Annotated in this window: 16 protein-coding genes, 1 pseudogene and 1 riboswitch; of the genes and pseudogenes, 14 read left to right on the top strand and 3 right to left on the bottom strand. The window is 40.1% G+C overall.

Going from position 1 to position 16,530, the window contains the following annotated elements; genetic code table 11:
- Window positions 1–287 precede the first annotated feature (287 nt).
- From MUO15_RS09980 to MUO15_RS09970, 4 genes are all read left to right on the top strand, one after another.
- Entirely contained in the window at window positions 288–464 is a 177-nt protein-coding gene (locus tag MUO15_RS09980) for a hypothetical protein (RefSeq protein ID WP_245035524.1), read from the top strand.
- Window positions 465–520: 56 nt separating this feature from the next.
- Window positions 521–649: a hypothetical protein gene (locus MUO15_RS21640; protein ID WP_256464178.1), complete on the top strand. Its 129-nt coding sequence runs from the start codon at window positions 521–523 to the stop codon at window positions 647–649.
- A gap of 24 nt (window positions 650–673) precedes the next feature.
- Window positions 674–1,138, top strand: a complete 465-nt coding sequence (locus MUO15_RS09975) for a helix-hairpin-helix domain-containing protein (protein ID WP_245035522.1) — start codon at window positions 674–676, stop codon at window positions 1,136–1,138.
- 74 nt (window positions 1,139–1,212) lie between these two features.
- Window positions 1,213–1,770 (top strand): GNAT family N-acetyltransferase, encoded by a 558-nt coding sequence (locus MUO15_RS09970; protein WP_245035520.1) that lies wholly within the window; start codon window positions 1,213–1,215, stop codon window positions 1,768–1,770.
- Window positions 1,771–2,044: 274 nt separating this feature from the next.
- On the opposite strand, the gene MUO15_RS09965 is transcribed toward MUO15_RS09970, so the two are convergent.
- Complete coding sequence (locus tag MUO15_RS09965; RefSeq protein WP_245035518.1) at window positions 2,045–2,224, bottom strand: hypothetical protein; 180 nt, start codon at window positions 2,222–2,224, stop codon at window positions 2,045–2,047.
- A 611-nt stretch (window positions 2,225–2,835) separates the two neighbouring features.
- On the opposite strand from MUO15_RS09965, the gene MUO15_RS09960 reads away from it, so the two are divergent.
- The 3 genes from MUO15_RS09960 (at window position 2,836) to MUO15_RS09950 (ending at window position 7,547) form a co-directional block, all read left to right on the top strand.
- The gene (locus MUO15_RS09960) at window positions 2,836–4,317 is read left to right on the top strand and encodes a carboxylesterase/lipase family protein (RefSeq protein ID WP_245035516.1); all 1,482 of its coding nucleotides are present in this window, start codon (window positions 2,836–2,838) and stop codon (window positions 4,315–4,317) included.
- Window positions 4,318–4,639: 322 nt separating this feature from the next.
- Complete coding sequence (locus MUO15_RS09955) at window positions 4,640–6,094, top strand: S8 family peptidase (protein WP_245035514.1); 1,455 nt, start codon at window positions 4,640–4,642, stop codon at window positions 6,092–6,094.
- Window positions 6,095–6,543: 449 nt separating this feature from the next.
- A riboswitch (TPP riboswitch) is annotated at window positions 6,544–6,649 on the top strand.
- A 136-nt stretch (window positions 6,650–6,785) separates the two neighbouring features.
- Complete coding sequence (locus MUO15_RS09950; protein ID WP_245035512.1) at window positions 6,786–7,547, top strand: 3-oxoacyl-ACP reductase; 762 nt, start codon at window positions 6,786–6,788, stop codon at window positions 7,545–7,547.
- Between the two features lie 185 nt (window positions 7,548–7,732).
- Here the strand turns inward: MUO15_RS09950 and MUO15_RS09945 are convergent, their stop codons facing one another.
- On the bottom strand, window positions 7,733–9,772 hold the full coding sequence (locus tag MUO15_RS09945) for a bifunctional metallophosphatase/5'-nucleotidase (protein ID WP_245035510.1): 2,040 nt from the start codon (window positions 9,770–9,772) through the stop codon (window positions 7,733–7,735).
- Between the two features lie 177 nt (window positions 9,773–9,949).
- Here MUO15_RS09945 and MUO15_RS09940 point away from each other — a divergent pair, with 177 nt between their 5' ends.
- From MUO15_RS09940 to MUO15_RS22165, 5 genes and pseudogenes are all read left to right on the top strand, one after another.
- On the top strand, window positions 9,950–10,126 hold the full coding sequence (locus MUO15_RS09940) for a nucleoside triphosphate pyrophosphohydrolase (protein WP_245035508.1): 177 nt from the start codon (window positions 9,950–9,952) through the stop codon (window positions 10,124–10,126).
- Window positions 10,127–10,231: 105 nt separating this feature from the next.
- Window positions 10,232–12,076, top strand: coding sequence for an AAA family ATPase (locus MUO15_RS09935; RefSeq protein ID WP_245035506.1), 1,845 nt, complete (start codon window positions 10,232–10,234; stop codon window positions 12,074–12,076).
- Window positions 12,073–13,338, top strand: coding sequence for a hypothetical protein (locus tag MUO15_RS09930; protein ID WP_245035504.1), 1,266 nt, complete (start codon window positions 12,073–12,075; stop codon window positions 13,336–13,338). Before MUO15_RS09935 ends, MUO15_RS09930 begins: the two co-directional genes overlap by 4 nt.
- Before the next feature lie 86 nt (window positions 13,339–13,424).
- Window positions 13,425–13,748, top strand: a complete 324-nt coding sequence (locus MUO15_RS09925; RefSeq protein WP_245035502.1) for a nucleoside triphosphate pyrophosphohydrolase — start codon at window positions 13,425–13,427, stop codon at window positions 13,746–13,748.
- 77 nt (window positions 13,749–13,825) lie between these two features.
- A pseudogene (locus tag MUO15_RS22165) lies at window positions 13,826–13,940 on the top strand (HNH endonuclease); the annotation flags it as partial.
- A 117-nt stretch (window positions 13,941–14,057) separates the two neighbouring features.
- Here MUO15_RS22165 and MUO15_RS09915 read toward each other — a convergent pair.
- The gene (locus MUO15_RS09915; RefSeq protein WP_245035498.1) at window positions 14,058–14,987 is read right to left on the bottom strand and encodes a glycine betaine ABC transporter substrate-binding protein; all 930 of its coding nucleotides are present in this window, start codon (window positions 14,985–14,987) and stop codon (window positions 14,058–14,060) included.
- 727 nt (window positions 14,988–15,714) lie between these two features.
- Here MUO15_RS09915 and MUO15_RS09910 point away from each other — a divergent pair.
- On the top strand, window positions 15,715–16,197 hold the full coding sequence (locus tag MUO15_RS09910; protein WP_245035496.1) for a DUF2975 domain-containing protein: 483 nt from the start codon (window positions 15,715–15,717) through the stop codon (window positions 16,195–16,197).
- 10 nt (window positions 16,198–16,207) lie between these two features.
- Window positions 16,208–16,429 (top strand): helix-turn-helix domain-containing protein, encoded by a 222-nt coding sequence (locus MUO15_RS09905; protein WP_244751757.1) that lies wholly within the window; start codon window positions 16,208–16,210, stop codon window positions 16,427–16,429.
- Window positions 16,430–16,530: the final 101 nt, after the last annotated feature.

The raw sequence follows: 16,530 nt of genomic DNA, 5'->3' as shown, positions 1-16,530 counted from the left end.
ACATTAAGACAAAACATGATTGTGGTTACGGAGTCTGTTCCCAAGTAAATTAAACTACTTAGGGACAGACTCCGCTTTTATGTTTATTAGCTTTAGTAAGATTTTTCTTAACAGCAGTTTTAGAAAATACAGGCTTGTGATGAACAGCGAATCCCAATAGTTATACTACACATTTTTCCCAGAGGGCCGAATCAAAGAAGGATTTTATATGGAAAAAATAGAAAGTTATAGAGTCAACAAATATCGGGTTTGATCATGAACTTGAAAAATTCGTAGGAGGCTATGTCATGGGAAGCAATACAGGGGTAACATTTCAAGTAAGAATATCTGATTACGAAGAAGGTATAAAATGGTACGAGAAGCTTTTCAGTAGAAAACCTGATTTCGTTCCCCATGAAGACTTTGCCGAGGGGAAATCACACAAGATGCATGGCTTCAGGTTGCAAAAGGACAGCCGACAGTAGGGAATGGCCCTTTGCGGTTAGGGGTAGAAAATATTGAAAGTGAGAGACTGCGGCTTATGAAAGAATTGGATGTAAAGATTGAAGGGGTTAACACAAGAGAAGGTGTACCGGCGGCATGGTCTACGTTTGAAGACCCATATGGAAACAGGATTGGTCTATATCAGGATTTTTCTATTTCAAAGTGATGGAAGGTGTTAGGAGGGCGAACGATGAGCGGAAACAAGAACATCAAGCTGCCTTTTGAAAAAGATGAAAAAGCTAAACTGAGGAAGGCAAAAGTGAAAATAAGCGACATTCGTAATAAGGAAGTAGATGAATTGTCTAAGATTCTTTGTGTGCCGATGAATCGAGCAAGACTAATAAAAGGGTTGGCAGCCTTTCAACAAGTCCCTTCCATTGGCGAGAAGTTAGCTGAAAAAATTGTACATAATCTTGGAATCAGTTCTTTACACGAAATTCAGGATGAAAATGGTGCCGAACTATTCGATAAGTTAGAGAGCAATCTTGGTGTCTGGACTGATCCATGTGTAGAAGATCAGATTCGATGTGTCATCTATTATGCTAATCACCCTAAAAGTAATAAGCAATGGTTCGATTTTACTGAAGAAAGAAAATTGTACCGTCAAAAAGAGGGTTATCCGAAATCAAGGCCAAAGAAGGCTTGGTATGAGTGAAAAATTGAAAACAAAGCCGGGGCTTAAGTTATTTTCTATGAAACCTAAAGTTAAAACTGATCGAGAGGGATGTTATGTTCACATTAAATGTTGATACAGACTTATCATTGAAATTACTAGAGAAGGAAGATGCCAAAGAGTTGTTTGCCCTAGTGGATGGGTCAAGAGATTCTCTAAGAAGGTGGCTTCCCTGGGTGGATAGCATGAAACAAGAAAAGGATTATGAGCCTGTAATCGAAATGTGGTTAAAACAATCCGCCTCTCATGACGGTTTTCAAGCTGGCATTCTTTACAAAAATAAATTAGCAGGTATGGCTGGGTTTCACGGTATTGATTGGTCCAACCAAAAAACGAGTATTGGTTACTGGCTCTCTGAAAAATACCAGGGCTACGGGGTTATGACCAAGGTCGTGAAAGCGTTAGTAAACTATGCTTTTGAAAACTATAAGCTGAATCGTGTTGAAATACAATGTGGTGTTGATAATCAAAAAAGCAATGGTATACCTAAAAGACTTGGTTTTAAGCAAGAGGGAATGATTAGAGATGGTGAATTTTTATATGATCATTACCATGATTGTGTGTTGTACGGGATCTTATCTAGGGAGTGGGAGGCTAAAGGCCAGACTAAATAAATCCTTTAGCTATCTTTTTTTTCAATCATCAAAATCAGGCCAGCGTCATCTCGATATTATGCTGGTCTTTATTTTCTTATTGCAGGGCTCATACCAAATTCCAATGCTCCAAAATTTATAGCGAAAGAGATGACTACGAACATGAACACTGGCTGCGTGGTAATAGTTGCTACCATAAGAACAGTGTTATTACTGAGAAACTGATCAAATAATGACAAATGGTAGCATCACTTATCACTTATACGCAGTATGATATCGTCTCTAATGGATAATATCAGCGGCTAGTAAAATTTCCGTAATCGATGACGATAATATCTCCCTCACTAGACAATGCCAGATTAGCACTTTTTAGGTCTTGCGGTTCAATACCACTTTTCAAAAAACCGTTTTTTACCTCTAAAATCTTATCTCTCCAATCCTGATTAATCGTAGAGATTGGATTCATTTTCTTCATAATAATCCAGCCACGTCCAAATTCTTTTACAGGGCAGAGATGTTTTCGCAAATGGGGAGGACAGTTTTTGTGTAAGCTGACTTCATTTGTAATGCTATCCAGCCCTATTTTGCGTTTGGCTATTTTTAGTACATATCCATTATTAAGATCGAAAACAACGCGGAGAGATCCGTGACCAATGATAGGGTATGTTAATCCTATTACCTTTCTAGTTCGTTCTGCACGCCGAAATTCACGTTCTCCTAAATTGGATACCCATGATTGAATGGATATTCAATTTCAGATAAAAGGGATTCCTGATTAAAGTTAGGTTGGTTTATATCTGCTGTTTTCACTCACTTCCTTTAAATGAGGATCTTTGCTTGCTCTAAAAGCATCTTATGTGGTTATTGTACGTTTCACCGTCAGATTTTTTAGTTAGGGAAGAATATTATCTGGTCTGGGTAGAATCTAATCGAATTAGGACGGAAATCTATTTCACTAATGCCACGTTTTTTTAGAGAGGCCGGCGTTTCTTTAATTGAAGGAAAAGTGGGCTTTCTGTTGAATAGAATATAATACATATATCGATGATTGGTTAGTTCACCACCTAATGGGGAAGGAGAAATGAAATGTCAATGACCGTAGTCGAAACAGCTAACGGTAAAGTTAAAGGGAAACAAGTTGAAGGGGTATATGCTTGGAAGGGGATTCCTTATGCAAAACCACCACTAGGCCCTCTTCGTTTTCAGCCGCCTGAACAACCTGAATCATGGGAGGGGATCCGTGATGCTACACATTTCGGTCCAGCCTCACCACAGCCTTCGAGGGAAATTTCGGATTTTTTGGGTAATGAGGCGAAAAACACAAGTGAAGATTGTTTGTATTTAAATGTTTGGTCACCAGGGGCGGATGACAAACGCCGTCCTGTTATGGTCTGGATTCATGGAGGAGCATTTATTTCGGGTTCCGGTTCTAGCGATTTCTATGACGGAACTTCTTTTGCTACTGAAGGTGACGTTGTGGTCGTTACGATCAATTATCGGCTTGGAATAATGGGCTTTCTTCACTTAGGCGAAATTGGAGGTGAGGAGTATGCGACTTCTGGAAACTGCGGGATACTCGATCAAGTCGCTGCTTTACGATGGGTACAGGAAAATATAGAAGCTTTTGGTGGGGACCCTAATCGGGTGACTGTTTTTGGCGAATCGGCAGGGGCGATGAGCATTGGTGTATTACTGGCACTCCCTTCAGCAAAAGGACTATTCCATCAGGCGATCCTGCAAAGTGGTGCTGCTAAAAATGCTTTAAGCTCATCAAAGGCTACAAAGGTTGCCCACCATCTTTTGGATTCTTTAGACGTGGGCGCGGATGAACTATCAAAGCTTGTGGATATGCCGATCGAGAAACTAGTGGAAGCTTCCGCTGCTCTTCCTTCGATGAGTTTGCAGCCAGTCATCGATGGGGTGTCCTTACCCGAACATCCAGAGAAGGCATTGGCCGCAGGTGCTGCTAAAGGTGTTCCTATTTTAATTGGGACTACTAAAGATGAATTCCGACTCTTTACCTTTTTTGACCCTATATGGAAAAACGGAGATCCTAAAGATGTTGCGAACATGTTCGGGCGGACGTTTGGCTCACGGTGGCCAAAAATCTCTGATCAATTCTTGGACAAGGGAGAAAAATTAACTCAAACCCTCTATGATCAACTGATGACCCTCCGTGTGTTTTTCTATCCAGCAATTAAATTGGCGGAGATGCAACTGGAACAGGATGCCCCTGTCTGGATGTACCGCTTCGACTGGCAGAGTCCTGTTTCTAATGGCAGATTAAAAGCCTGTCATGCTTTGGAAATTCCATTTGTCTGGAATACGATTGATAGTGCAAAGTCTCTGATAGGTGACTCTTCTGACCGGCAGAAAGTGTCTGAGCAGATGCATCAGGCTTGGATTGCCTTTGCTCTGAGTGGTAACCCAAATACTCAAGCTATCCCAAGTTGGCCGGATTATGATTTGGAAAATCGGTCTACAATGATTTTTAACGCGGAAAGCAGAATTGAGCATGATCCAACTAGCGAAGACCGAGTGAATTGGGAAAAAGTTGTTGTTAATTAAGGTTAATGTTCGTGAAGAGTGGAACATTTCATGGATTTATTAATCCAAGCTCTATTAAACATTGGGACTTGTAGAGATGAATCTAGTTATTTCGGAAAAACGGGCTTAAGTTTTCAAGCTCGTTTTTTTATATGTATTCCCTATCCGATACCCGTTCGTTTAAATTGGAATAAATTTTGGTCCTTTACATTAACCATAAACTAGCAAATGCTAGTTCCAAAGGTGTTTTTTAAACCGTGTATACTGAAAATTTTAAATTTTGTGTTAGTATAGTGCGGAAAAGGATTTTAGAAGATTAATAAAAAGGAGGAGACTCACAAACATGAAGAAAAGAGCAAGTATTGTTTTATCATTGGCTGCAATCTTGACCTTACTTGTTTCACTTTTTCCAAGTGGATTAGGTGTGAATGCTGAAACAGGTGTAAACGTTTCTATCGATCCCCACCTAAATAAAGCATTAGAAACGGAGACAGGGCCGTTTGAAGTGGTGGTCACTTTTGAAGGTGAAGGAGCCCCAACTACTCAAAATGTTGCTTTACTCGAAAAGATTGGATTGACGGAAGGGGTTACCATGAAGGCCCTTCCAGTTGCCGGTGTCTTAGCAACAGAAAGTCAGATTGATAAATTAGCACAAGCAGAAGGAGTTCGTTCTCTCTACTTGAACAGAAAGCTGTCTTACTTTAACGAGAAGGCCACAGAACTTACAGGAGTTGATCAGGTTCGTACGGATGATCAAATGACAAAAAGGAACGAAGGTCTTCCTGTTACCGGAGAAGGGGGTTCCGTTCTTGTTCATGATAGCGGGGTTGACGGCACACATGCAGACTTGGAATATGGTTCCCATCTGGTTGAAAACGTACTTAGCTCCATTAACTTACATGCCTATAGCGATATTGGCCCTGTGACGTATCAAGAGGGCGTTGTGAACACGGATACAAATTCCGGGCATGGGACACATGTTGCTGGTACTGTGGGTGGAACAGGACAAATGTCTAACGGAAAATACGAAGGTGTTGCCCCGGGTGCTGATTTAGTCGGCTATGGTTCCGGCGGTGCTCTCTTTATTCTTGATGCTATTGGCGGATTTGACTACGCTTTAACCCATCAGGCGGAATTTGACATTCGCGTTATTACAAATTCTTGGGGTTCATCAGGTGAATTCGATCCGAATGGTCCAGTCAATGTTGCTAGTAAAGCGGCGTATGAACGGGGAATGGTTGTGACATTTGCCGCCGGTAATGCTGGTCCTGGGGCAGATACGATGAATCCGTATTCTCTCGCGCCTTGGGTAATTTCTGTGGCAGCAGGTACCTTTGAAAATGAGCTTGCTGATTTTTCTTCCCGCGGTGTGAAAGGTGAAAGCGGCACGTTTACTATCGAAGGTGAAACCTATACGTATTTCAACCGGCCTGACCTAACAGCTCCAGGTTTAAACATCGTGTCAACCAGAACTCTGTCACCGGTAGGAGTACTTAATACGACTACCGACGTAGAAAATATACCCACTGCTTTTCTGCCGTATTATACTACGTTAAGTGGAACATCCATGGCTACGCCACACGTTGCAGGTATAGTCATGTTGATGCTTGAAGCCAATCCGACGCTGTCCCCTGACGAAGTATTTGAAATCTTGACAGAAACTACTACGAACATGCCAGGATATGAAGCGTGGGAAGTCGGCACTGGCTATGTGAATGCTTACGCGGCCGTAGATAGTGCGTTTGCATTGACAGACAGTAAGGCTCAGAAGGGTCCAAAACATAAGTCTCTAAGATAATATACCAACCGTCTCGAGACAAGCCCGAGACGGTTTTATTTTTGTAGCCGGCATGGGTCGAAGCTATAGGATTCAAGTCCCGAGCGATGAAGGTCGTTCGGTTAGCTAAAGACAAGGTTTCCAGCTTAGTAGGAAGCTGGAAACAAAATACCGCCGTGAGGGATACGGAGGTTGGTTACCTTTTTCCTTCCCAAGCAATGAGTACTTTTCCAAATTCCTTTTCAAGGTTTTCTAATTTTTCTCGTTCAGTCTCTGAAAGAGTTGCTAACTTGTAGTCATTTTTCATATAAAAACCTCCTATCTTCTTACTTAGAGTATTCGTTAAAAGGTGAAAAATATCCCATTTACATCTATTTCAAGAATCCACCCTGACAAATGGACATCCAATTTTAAATGTTACAAGACAAGGCTAACTTTGTGTGTTAAACTCTAGAAAATAATATAAGAATAATATTCACTAGGGGAGCCATTTGGCTGAGAAAGGAAATGACATTTCTTTGACCCTCTGAACCTGATTTGGTTAATACCAGCGAAGGGAAGTGATGATGTTAGCGTTAATCATGTTGATTAATTGGTATAACAGGATCACTTTTATGTGGTGCTGTTTTTTATTTGTTTCATTTCAGGAAGTATTTCCACACTTGAGAAATTGATGGGGGATTTTTTGAATACTGAGAGGAGAAATATAACAGTGGAAATTAAAGATCAAATTGTATTGATAACTGGGGCAAGCAGGGGATTGGGAGCAGAAATTGCCAAAGCTTTCGGACGTGAGGGAGCAAGGGTTATTGTTAACTATAATCAAAGTGAAAAGAAAGCGCAGGAAGTCGTTGAAAGTATTGGTGACCGTGCTTTGGCGGTTCAGGCAGATATTCTCGACAAAGAACAAGTTCAAGCAATGTTTGATCAAGCTGAAATGCATTTTGGCCAAGCCGTTACAACAGTCATCAACAATGCCCTGGTTAATTTTAAGTTTGATGCCGCTAACCGGAATACAGCAGAAACCGTAACTTGGGAAGAGTACCAAATGCAATTAGAAGGGAGTGTAAAAGCAGCATTACACACAATACAAGCAGCTTATGAAGGAATGTGCGCCCTGAAATTTGGAAGAATCATTAACATCGGTACCAACCTATTTCAAAACCCTGTTGTTCCTTATCATGACTATAATACAAGCAAAGCGGCATTACTCGGTTTTACTAGAAACATGGCTCGTGACGTGGGAGCTCATGGTATTACGGTGAATATGGTTTCGGGCGGGTTATTGCAAAAAACGGATGCAAGTGCATCGACTCCTGATGAAGTGTTCGAGATGATTAGTGAAAATACGCCGTTAAAACAAGTGACAACCCCTGAGGAACTAGCTGATGCAACCTTATTTTTTGCATCACCATGGAGTCGTGCAGTTACGGGGCAAAACTTAGTCGTTGATGGTGGATTGGTTATGGATTAATTTCTTAAAACTACGGTGCGATGTCTGTAGCCAAGCTATTAAAGCGTTTGGAACTAGTGACGAGTTGGTCAATTTATAACGCCCTAACTAAAGTTATGGTATGAAAAACAGAAGATGATTATTAGATTATGATCGTAAAAAAAGCCAGCAGAATCCCCACATTCTGCTGGCTTAACTATTTCGTATTACTCTTGAATTAAACGACCATCAAACGCTTCAGCTGGAACAATCGTCTCCCCACTCGCTTGCATCTCTCGCAAGTAATCAGCAAACAATTCACGCTGAAAGTCAGGATGCGATGCCCATTCCACTTCACCAAAGGTCGTATAACCATCACCTTCACCTGTAGAAAGGAAGTTGTTCGTCACAACCGTAAACGTCTGATCAGAAAATTCACCATTCGTATAAACAGGTGTGCCATCAGTCAACTTAATGGAAGTCACGCGCTCTCCATCAGACTGTGAAGGATCATAGACAACATTCATTCCTGAAAACTGAATCTTCATAAAGTTCCAATCATCGGGAGCTGGCCCTTCTAAGATTTCCTTAAGCTGCTGCCCAGTCATTTCTGCTGTTACGTTATAGTTGTCAAAAGGAAGCACTTCAAATACTTCACCGTACGTAATCTCACCTGCATTAATATCTGTGCGGATACCGCCACTGTTTTGGAAGGCAATGTCTGCATTTGCACGTTCACGCATTGCATCAGTAATCATATTTCCAAGCTGGCTGACACCAAGGTCGCCGTACTTGCGTTCACGAGTCAGCGGCCCTTCTGTAGTGGAAACGACCTCGCTCTTTACTTCTTCTACTTGTTGCTTATAGTAGTCTACAATCTCGCGAACGCTTTCATCTTCACCAGCTAGGTGCTCATATGTTTCTAGCATGTCGATTTCAGAATCATAGATTTCCTCTGATTCAGGATCGACAAACAACTGAATGTGGCCAATCGCGTTTGTATAACGGTCAGCTTCTACAACCGGAATCCCATTCACATGCCTAGCTACTCGTTCGTGGGAGTGACCACCGACAAGGGCATCCAGTCCGCCTTCAGATGAGTTTGCCAGTTGTGCCAGTTCACCCATAATTTTATCTGTTTCTTCCTCATGCCAGCCAGGAAGGTGAGAGGTTACCATTACCATGTCGGCACCTTTTGCTTCAAGTTCAGCCGCAAGTTCCTCAGCAATTGGGGCAGGCGTTGGAAACTTCAAGCCCTCTACATGCGTGGATAATGTCGTCTGAGGTGTTTGTGGTGTTGCAAATCCGATAATCCCTATCTTATAGCCGCCTTTTTCCACAATGGTATAAGGCTTGGCCCACTCAGGACGCTCTCCAGTTTCTTCTTCAAAAATGTTCGCACCAAGAATGGGATAAGCAGCATCATCCAGGCGCTGCTTCAGGACATCGACACCCCAGTCAAACTCATGGTTACCGATTGCGCCTGCATCGTACTTGATATCATTCAATGTTTCAATGGTAGATTTTCCGTAAAAAGAATTAGAGATAAGAGTTCCTTGCATCGTATCTCCGCCGTCCACAACGACCGTACCATCCGCATTCACGGAGCGGAAATCCTCAACAATGCCGCCGATTAACGCCATGCCGCCCTGTTGATATTGCTGGTTTTGGGTAATATGACCATGAATGTCGTTGGTAGAAAGAATATCAATGACATCAAAGACTAGTGGTTTGAACGACTTTGCCACTTCATCGAGTGTCATTGGCTCATTTGGTTGAAACGCTTCTTCAAACGTAATATCAAACCCACCTGCTAGAGTAGCATAGGCCACATACGGCTTCGCTTCCTCAGGAATAGACTCTGCATCCGTAAAGTTATTCAACACCTCAAGATCCACTTCAGGAACATTGCCATCATTCATCGCAAGCGTGAACAACTTCGCCATATCAATACGGGTGATCGGTTCTTTAGGACTAGCACCTTTGGACTTGTTTGATGAATCAGAGAAAAACACATCTTTCGGACTTAACCCCTTCATCTCATTCGCACGCTTCAACATCTTCATCACATCAAGGCGCGTCACATACGGGTTTTTATGTACCTGAGCCTGCTTCTTCTTCTTAATAATGTCTTGTTCAATCAAAAGCTCTGTATCACTTAACTGCGTCATGTCGAAATTCGTCTCAGCTTTTACCTCATCCGCCTGAAACAATGAAAACGCCATGACTGGAGCGGCTAAAACGGTCAACAACTGCTTCTTCTTCATCCGTCTTTTTCCCCCTTGAATTATAATAGAAACCGTATACAATGTACCAAATTGAATGAACATTTAAAATCATGCAATCTATCTATTTTTGGTTGCAGGTAAGAGGATTATGGTGGGGGAATGTCTAATTATGTATATATAAGAACTCTGTATATTGAAAAGCAGGTGAGATAAGAAATGCCCATATATAACAAGCTCGTCCGTGACCGAATTCCTGAGATGATCGAAGGGAGAGGGAAGTCGATTCGTACCCGTATATTAAATGAAGAGGAATACATAGATTCATTGAAAAACAAGTTCCAAGAAGAAGTAAACGAATATCTTGCAGCAAAAAAGATGATCAAGAAGCTTTGAGGAGTGAGCCGATTTACTAGAGTTATATTGATCTAGTGTGTTGAACTCTCTGTTTGTTATAGTAAGGTGGAAAGGAATACATTTTTAAAGTGGGGATCAAGTTACATGGCGATTTACTATGAAGTGAAAAAAGGCGATAGGAAGGCAGTATATGATGCTGCTGAAAAATGGAAAGAAAATTGCTTATTGAATGATGGATCTTTGATTTGGGATGGAGAACCTATTTGGACTGCTCACAATATTAGTAGGTTTATAAATATATTTATCGAAAGCCCTGATGAATCCGGGGACTCGTTTGACGATAAATTGAGGAAGCAGTTAGAAAATGAGTCTGAAGATACATATAAGTTCGTGATTGAATTATTGTTTATTTATTATATCTACCCTGTGAGAAGCTCAACAAGCTATGAAACGAAGATGAGAAAGTTAGAAATGATCGCTTCATGGAAGGATATTGATTTCGATCGGTCCCTTCCTATTTTTCAGGGGTTGGAACAGGGGTTGGGTTCTACAGGAACTTTCTTCAACACAAGTAAGTACTTTGAGGTGTCTTTCTTAGTTTTAGTTGTGGAATCTTTAAAAAGTAACCAACTTGATGAAAGAAAAGAGATTTTTAGTGATGAAATGAAACTGAAAGCAGTCGTAGACAACGAACGTCAAAAAGTAGGGAAAAGGGTGCAAATGCAAAATATTATCCTCCATTTATTGCTCCCGAATTATTTTGAACGAATTGCAAGTTGGGGACACAAGAATAAGATTGTGAAAGCTTTTTCTAATTTGATTACAGATGATTCAATAGATGATACAGATGGACAATTATACGTTATTAGGGAAAAACTGGAGAATAAATATCAGGCAGAAATAGATTTTTATCATACACCTAGTATTGAGGGGAAATGGAGAGGTACTAAGGAAACAGGTGAAAAGCGCCCAAAAGATAACAGGAAGGCAAATAAAACTGAAGATGTTATTCAACCCGCTACCGATAAGACTATTCCTACAGTCAATTTTAATGTGGATCGTTTGGAAGATGGGCTGGTTTTTGAAAACTTAGACATCCTTCTGGATCAAGTAATGACCGCCATCCGCAAAGGAAAACATATTATTTTGACAGGTCCTCCAGGTACGGGGAAATCGAAGCTAGCAAGTAAGATATGTGAAATGTACGATATTCAACCAATCATGGTAACGGCAGCTTCTAATTGGTCTACTTATGAAACGATTGGAGGCTATCGCCCTGATCGAGAAGGGAATCTGTATTTTGATGATGGAATCTTTCTGAGATGTGTGAAGGATAAGGAGACGAACCAACCAGACAATAAGTGGTTAATTATCGATGAAATAAATCGTGCAGATATCGATAAGGCATTTGGCTCGTTGTTTTCTGTATTAACTGGGGATGAAGTGACACTGCCGTTTGAATCAAAACGTGGGAAGTCCATTATTATGAAGCACCAGGGACTAATGACTTCTCTGGAACCAGATGATCACACTTATATTATTCCAAATGACTGGCGAATTATTGCGACGATGAATACTATAGATAAAGCATCTTTATATGAAATGAGCTATGCATTCATGCGCCGCTTCGCCTTTATTCCGGTGGGCATCCCTAATCATATTACGGCTGACCTGATTGAGCAGTATCTGAAAGTCTGGGAAATGGAGACGTACCCAAATGTCGATACACTGGCAGTAATTTGGAAGCTGATCAATAACTACCGAAAGATTGGACCTGCTATTGTAGAAGATATCGCCAGACATACTCAGGATAATGATGACTTTACTTCTGCTATCATACTCTACGTTTTGCCACAATTTGAAGGGCTCCCAGTCCATCGTATAAAAGAATTCATTAATCGATTGAATGGAGAAACAGAGGCCGTTATCGATCAGAATCATCTCCTTGATTTTGTAAATGACTTCTTCGATGCGGGTGGATTTGAATGAGTGTACAAGAAGAAGCAATCCTTGAAGAGATTTCTGGATATTTACACGGCTATTTAAAGGCAGGAAAAGTAACAATCAATTCATTTTTTTCAAAAATGAATCTAAATATATCCAATCTGGGACAACTGTTGATCGTTCGTTTCTTACTAAAGGATGAAACGATGGATTTTGCAAGACAATTGCCGATACTTTTGAAACGTTTTAAAACAAACACTGCCTCAAAAAAAGACACCCACATTGGTGAAGTGCGGGGGGAGGTGGACTGGGCAGATACAACGAAAGAGCGAATGGCCAGAAATCATAAGGATAGAACTATTTTTTCAACCAGTGAGAGTATTCGTTCCTATAATATACCTGAGAATTTAGTATTAAAAGAACTGCTAGGCCTTTTATACTCCAGTCTTTATAAAGATTCATATATAAAAGGTTTCGAAAGTGCCAAATGGTTTTTGGAGTGGCAGCAATTAAAAGGGAACATTGCCCATGCTTTCAAGAAGAATATTTACCTGCAGCGAGTTGATTCTGTTCATGCATCCGACCGTATAGTACATAAAACGTTGAACCATCGAAACAAACTCTACCGCGATGCAGCAAGACTACTGTTATCTTACCGTAGTCTAGTGAGGGGAAATTACAGTGAGGAGGACATTCGGACATTACTCCGAGAAACCTTCATCGCACCTGATAATGTGGATGTGCTTTTCGAGTTGTACTGGATCGTCCAGCTGATTAAAGATAATACGGACGATAGCGAACTTCATTTAATGGATGGATCACAAAACAAGGTAGCCTCCTGGGAAAAAGGTTCATCAATCTACCATCTTTATCATGACTCAACCGGATCAAATCAAGTTCGCTTCGCTATCTCATCAAATGAAATAGCCGAAAGCAACAATCTTTATTTGCGGCAAAAATACCAGTCTTTCCATACATCTAATCAACTTGCAAACCAGTTTTTTGGCCGTTCACCTTCCAAAGATTTATGGCGCGGGCGCCCTGATTTCCTTTTAGAGGTATATGATCAAAACACAAATAAAATCATCAAGATTGTCATCGGGGAAGTAAAGAATACCTCTAGGATAGAGTACGCAATTACTGGCCTAGAGGAATTGTTAGAGTACATTTATTTAGTGAAGAATCATAAGGGGGACTATGTATATGGTGGCCCGGTGTCTGTAACAGGAATCCTTTGTGTTGAGGATGTTCCGCTAACCGATGGAAGTAAATCTGAGTTGGTTGATATTGTAAAAAGGGTGAATTGACCAGAAGTAAGATGAATGGTAATGAAGTAAATTTGTATAACCATATATAGGAAACCTATTCTATTGAAAAGTAGGTGAGATAAGAAATGCTCATATATAACAAACTTGTCCGTGACCGAATTCCTGAGATTATCGAAGGGAGAGGTAAATCGATTCGTACCCGTATATTAAATGAAGAGGAATACATAGATTCATTGAAAAACAAGCTCCAAGAAGAAGTAAACGAATATCTTGCAGCAAAAGATGATCAAGAAGCTTTGGAGGAATTAGCTGATTTACTGGAGTTAATCCATACTTTTACAAAAACCCACGGGTCTTCTATAGAACAGTTAGAAAGGATCCGTCGTGAAAAGTGTGACCAGCGTGGATCGTTTCATAATCGGGTTTATCTAGTCGAGGTGGAGGATTGAAAAGTTGGGGGAATGAGAGTGGACAAACAGCTGCTGAGAGAAAGATCGAACATCTTACCATTTGGAAAAAGCATGCTGGAGTGGAAGCGGCCCATATTAAGTGGCATCAGTGTGGGGGACGGATGTGGAAGATAACGGATTAGCCTGTGTTCTCTGCATCACAAGCTGTTTGATAAGGGTATTTTTACTGTTATTGAAATAAGGGTTTCTGGCTGCTGTTTTATCAAACTTTATTTCAAAGCAACAAAAGGATGTAAAAGTATAAATAAAGGAGAACTCCAATATAGGAGTTCTCCTTTATTTATATCGTTATTCTTTTGGTTGTAAATCCTCAATTGATTCAATGTCCATGTATTCAGGGACAACGAATCCATTTTTTGTACCTGTTAAGTTCTCACCTAAATCAACAAAGTCTTCCTTGTATTTCTCATAGAAGGAGCCGTGGGTTGTAGGCAACCATGGAGCTACGGTTGCATCCGCATCCGCGCCAGCTATTGATTGAAACACAATTGCTGGAGCTACAGTTTTCAATGATACCTCGTACCCTTGTTGTTCTAATACTACCTTCATTACATTGCCGGAAGCACGTTCTGACTCCCATAGGGTTGATACTAATACGATTTCTTTTCCGTCTACCTTATCTACACCTTTTGTCCATTCATCCACTTTATCCGAATTCTCTTCTACCCAATTCTTTGCAGCTTCCTCAAAAGAAGATTCTTGCGCTTCAAGCATGACAGTTTCCATATCTTTTGGTTCCCAGTGGAAACGATCAAGAATTTGATAAGCAATAGGCATGTCCTCTTCTAAGCCTTTCCTTACTATTGTATTGATGTTTTCAGTTTTGCCAAGTGTACCTTTTGGATCTTCTAGGAACTTTAAATCATATTGAGAGAATATCCAGTGCGGAGTCCAGCCTGTTACAACAATTGGTTCTTCGTTCTGAATTGCCTCTTGCAGTGCACCTATCATACCTGCTGTTGAACTTTCTTGAAGTGTCCAACCTTCTAAGTTTTCATATTCCTCTAAAGTGTTTTTGGCAAGTTCTGTTATTCCTGCTCCTGGTTCTATCCCTGTAATCGTATACTCTACTTCTTCACTATAATTTGGGGCCTCATCTCCACTGTCATTCGCATTGTTCGTAGTATCATCTGTATCTCCCTGACCACAACCCGCTGCTACAAGAGATAAAGATAAACCAACAATTATACCTAAGTTTTTCCATTTAATATTAATCATGTTGTAAAACACTCCTTTGGCCTTACTTTATCTTTGTTCTATGTATAACTCAAACAATAAATACAGTTATTTTAGTACGTACAGTTTAAAAAATAATAACCTTTAAATATATTGCTTTTATTTTGTTCGTTTTTCTCCGAATTACACCATGCTCCTAATTTTATTATTTTTTATATCGTGCACGCCTAGAAACAACAGCTTAAGATTGTTGTCTAGCTAAAAGGACGGGGAAGTTCGTGGAAATCATGGTCCACCACTCTATGACACCAATCGCTGCGGAATAAGCTGCGGTGACAAATCGCGTTAATGCGTTAACGCGATTTGGGGAACCAAACCTCTCTGCATCACAAGCTGTTTGATAAAGGTATTTTTATTATGACGAATGTTAAGAAGGCCAGGGTTTCTGAGTATGTAAGTGGGGTGGGGACCTTTAGGAAGATCATGACGAATTTCCATAATCCAAAACATTAGGATGCCGTTTTTGTTTTATCATGAGCCAAGTTCAGATCTTTTAGAATGGCATGTGAGGGAAGTTTTTAAAGGAACTAGTTACAAATATAAACAGGATGGAACGAGTTATTAAAGAAAAGGCTCAGATTGTTTAGTCTAAAGTTAAAAGGATATTTATTTAAGAATAAAAATATAATTATAATCGGTAATAATTTATTGATAAACGATAAACTAAGTGCTAAAATCAAATTTACAACGAATAAGTGAGGTGCTTTTTATGAAACGAGGATCAACACTCTTTTTAAAGATAGCTGTTATTCTTATTGGAATCCCAATTCTTGCTCTGTGCATATTTGTAGTGCCTGAGATAGCGAATTATGCAGCAGAATTGTATCCAGATATTGCTTATATGAACGATCTCGTTTTAATCGATTTGTATGCGGCGGCAATACCTTTTTACTTTGCTCTGTATCAAGCTTTTAAACTTTTAAGCTATATTGACAAGAACAAAGCTTTCTCGGAATTATCTGTAAGGACTTTAAAGAATATAAAATACTGTGCAATCACAATCAGTATTTTGTATGTGGTAGGCATGCCACTCTTTTATCTCATCGCGGAGAGAGATGACGCCCCAGGTATCATAGTACTCGGAATGATCATTATTTTTGCTTCATTAGTGATTGCAGTCTTTGCTGCTCTTCTTCAAAAGCTATTAAAAAATGCCATAGATATAAAATCAGAGAATGATTTAACGGTCTGAGGTGAATAACATGGCGATTATAATTAATATTGATGTGATGTTGGCGAAAAGGAAAATGAGCGTAACAGAACTTTCAGAGAGGGTAGGAATAACAATGGCAAACCTTTCTATATTGAAAAATGGAAAGGCAAAAGCGATTCGATTTTCAACTTTAGAAGCGATCTGTAAGGCTTTAGAATGTCAACCTGGAGATATTTTAGAATACCGAAGTGATGAAGATACCCAAGGTTAATAAAGCAGAAATATTTAATATTAAAAGGAAAAGAAAGATTTCATTTCCCATTATTTCAATGAATCAAAGTCATAAAAGGGGAGTTACTCATGAATTTAACC

This window comes from Halobacillus amylolyticus (assembly GCF_022921115.1).
GTDB lineage: Bacteria > Bacillota > Bacilli > Bacillales > Halobacillaceae > Halobacillus_A > Halobacillus_A amylolyticus.
This window is presented reverse-complemented; position numbering and strand designations above follow the sequence as displayed.

Bases quoted from the DNA above. Each gene is read 5' to 3' on its own strand.
- MUO15_RS09980 (WP_245035524.1), top strand. From the start codon at position 288: ATGGGAAGCAATACAGGGGTAACATTTCAAGTAAGAATATCTGATTAC.
- MUO15_RS21640 (WP_256464178.1), top strand. From the start codon at position 521: ATGAAAGAATTGGATGTAAAGATTGAAGGGGTTAACACAAGAGAAGGT.
- MUO15_RS09975 (WP_245035522.1), top strand. From the start codon at position 674: ATGAGCGGAAACAAGAACATCAAGCTGCCTTTTGAAAAAGATGAAAAA.
- MUO15_RS09970 (WP_245035520.1), top strand. From the start codon at position 1,213: ATGTTCACATTAAATGTTGATACAGACTTATCATTGAAATTACTAGAG.
- MUO15_RS09965 (WP_245035518.1), bottom strand. From the start codon at position 2,224: ATGAAGAAAATGAATCCAATCTCTACGATTAATCAGGATTGGAGAGAT.
- MUO15_RS09960 (WP_245035516.1), top strand. From the start codon at position 2,836: ATGTCAATGACCGTAGTCGAAACAGCTAACGGTAAAGTTAAAGGGAAA.
- MUO15_RS09955 (WP_245035514.1), top strand. From the start codon at position 4,640: ATGAAGAAAAGAGCAAGTATTGTTTTATCATTGGCTGCAATCTTGACC.
- MUO15_RS09945 (WP_245035510.1), bottom strand. From the start codon at position 9,772: ATGAAGAAGAAGCAGTTGTTGACCGTTTTAGCCGCTCCAGTCATGGCG.
- MUO15_RS09940 (WP_245035508.1), top strand. From the start codon at position 9,950: ATGCCCATATATAACAAGCTCGTCCGTGACCGAATTCCTGAGATGATC.
- MUO15_RS09935 (WP_245035506.1), top strand. From the start codon at position 10,232: ATGGCGATTTACTATGAAGTGAAAAAAGGCGATAGGAAGGCAGTATAT.
- MUO15_RS09930 (WP_245035504.1), top strand. From the start codon at position 12,073: ATGAGTGTACAAGAAGAAGCAATCCTTGAAGAGATTTCTGGATATTTA.
- MUO15_RS09925 (WP_245035502.1), top strand. From the start codon at position 13,425: ATGCTCATATATAACAAACTTGTCCGTGACCGAATTCCTGAGATTATC.
- MUO15_RS09915 (WP_245035498.1), bottom strand. From the start codon at position 14,987: ATGATTAATATTAAATGGAAAAACTTAGGTATAATTGTTGGTTTATCT.
- MUO15_RS09910 (WP_245035496.1), top strand. From the start codon at position 15,715: ATGAAACGAGGATCAACACTCTTTTTAAAGATAGCTGTTATTCTTATT.
- MUO15_RS09905 (WP_244751757.1), top strand. From the start codon at position 16,208: ATGGCGATTATAATTAATATTGATGTGATGTTGGCGAAAAGGAAAATG.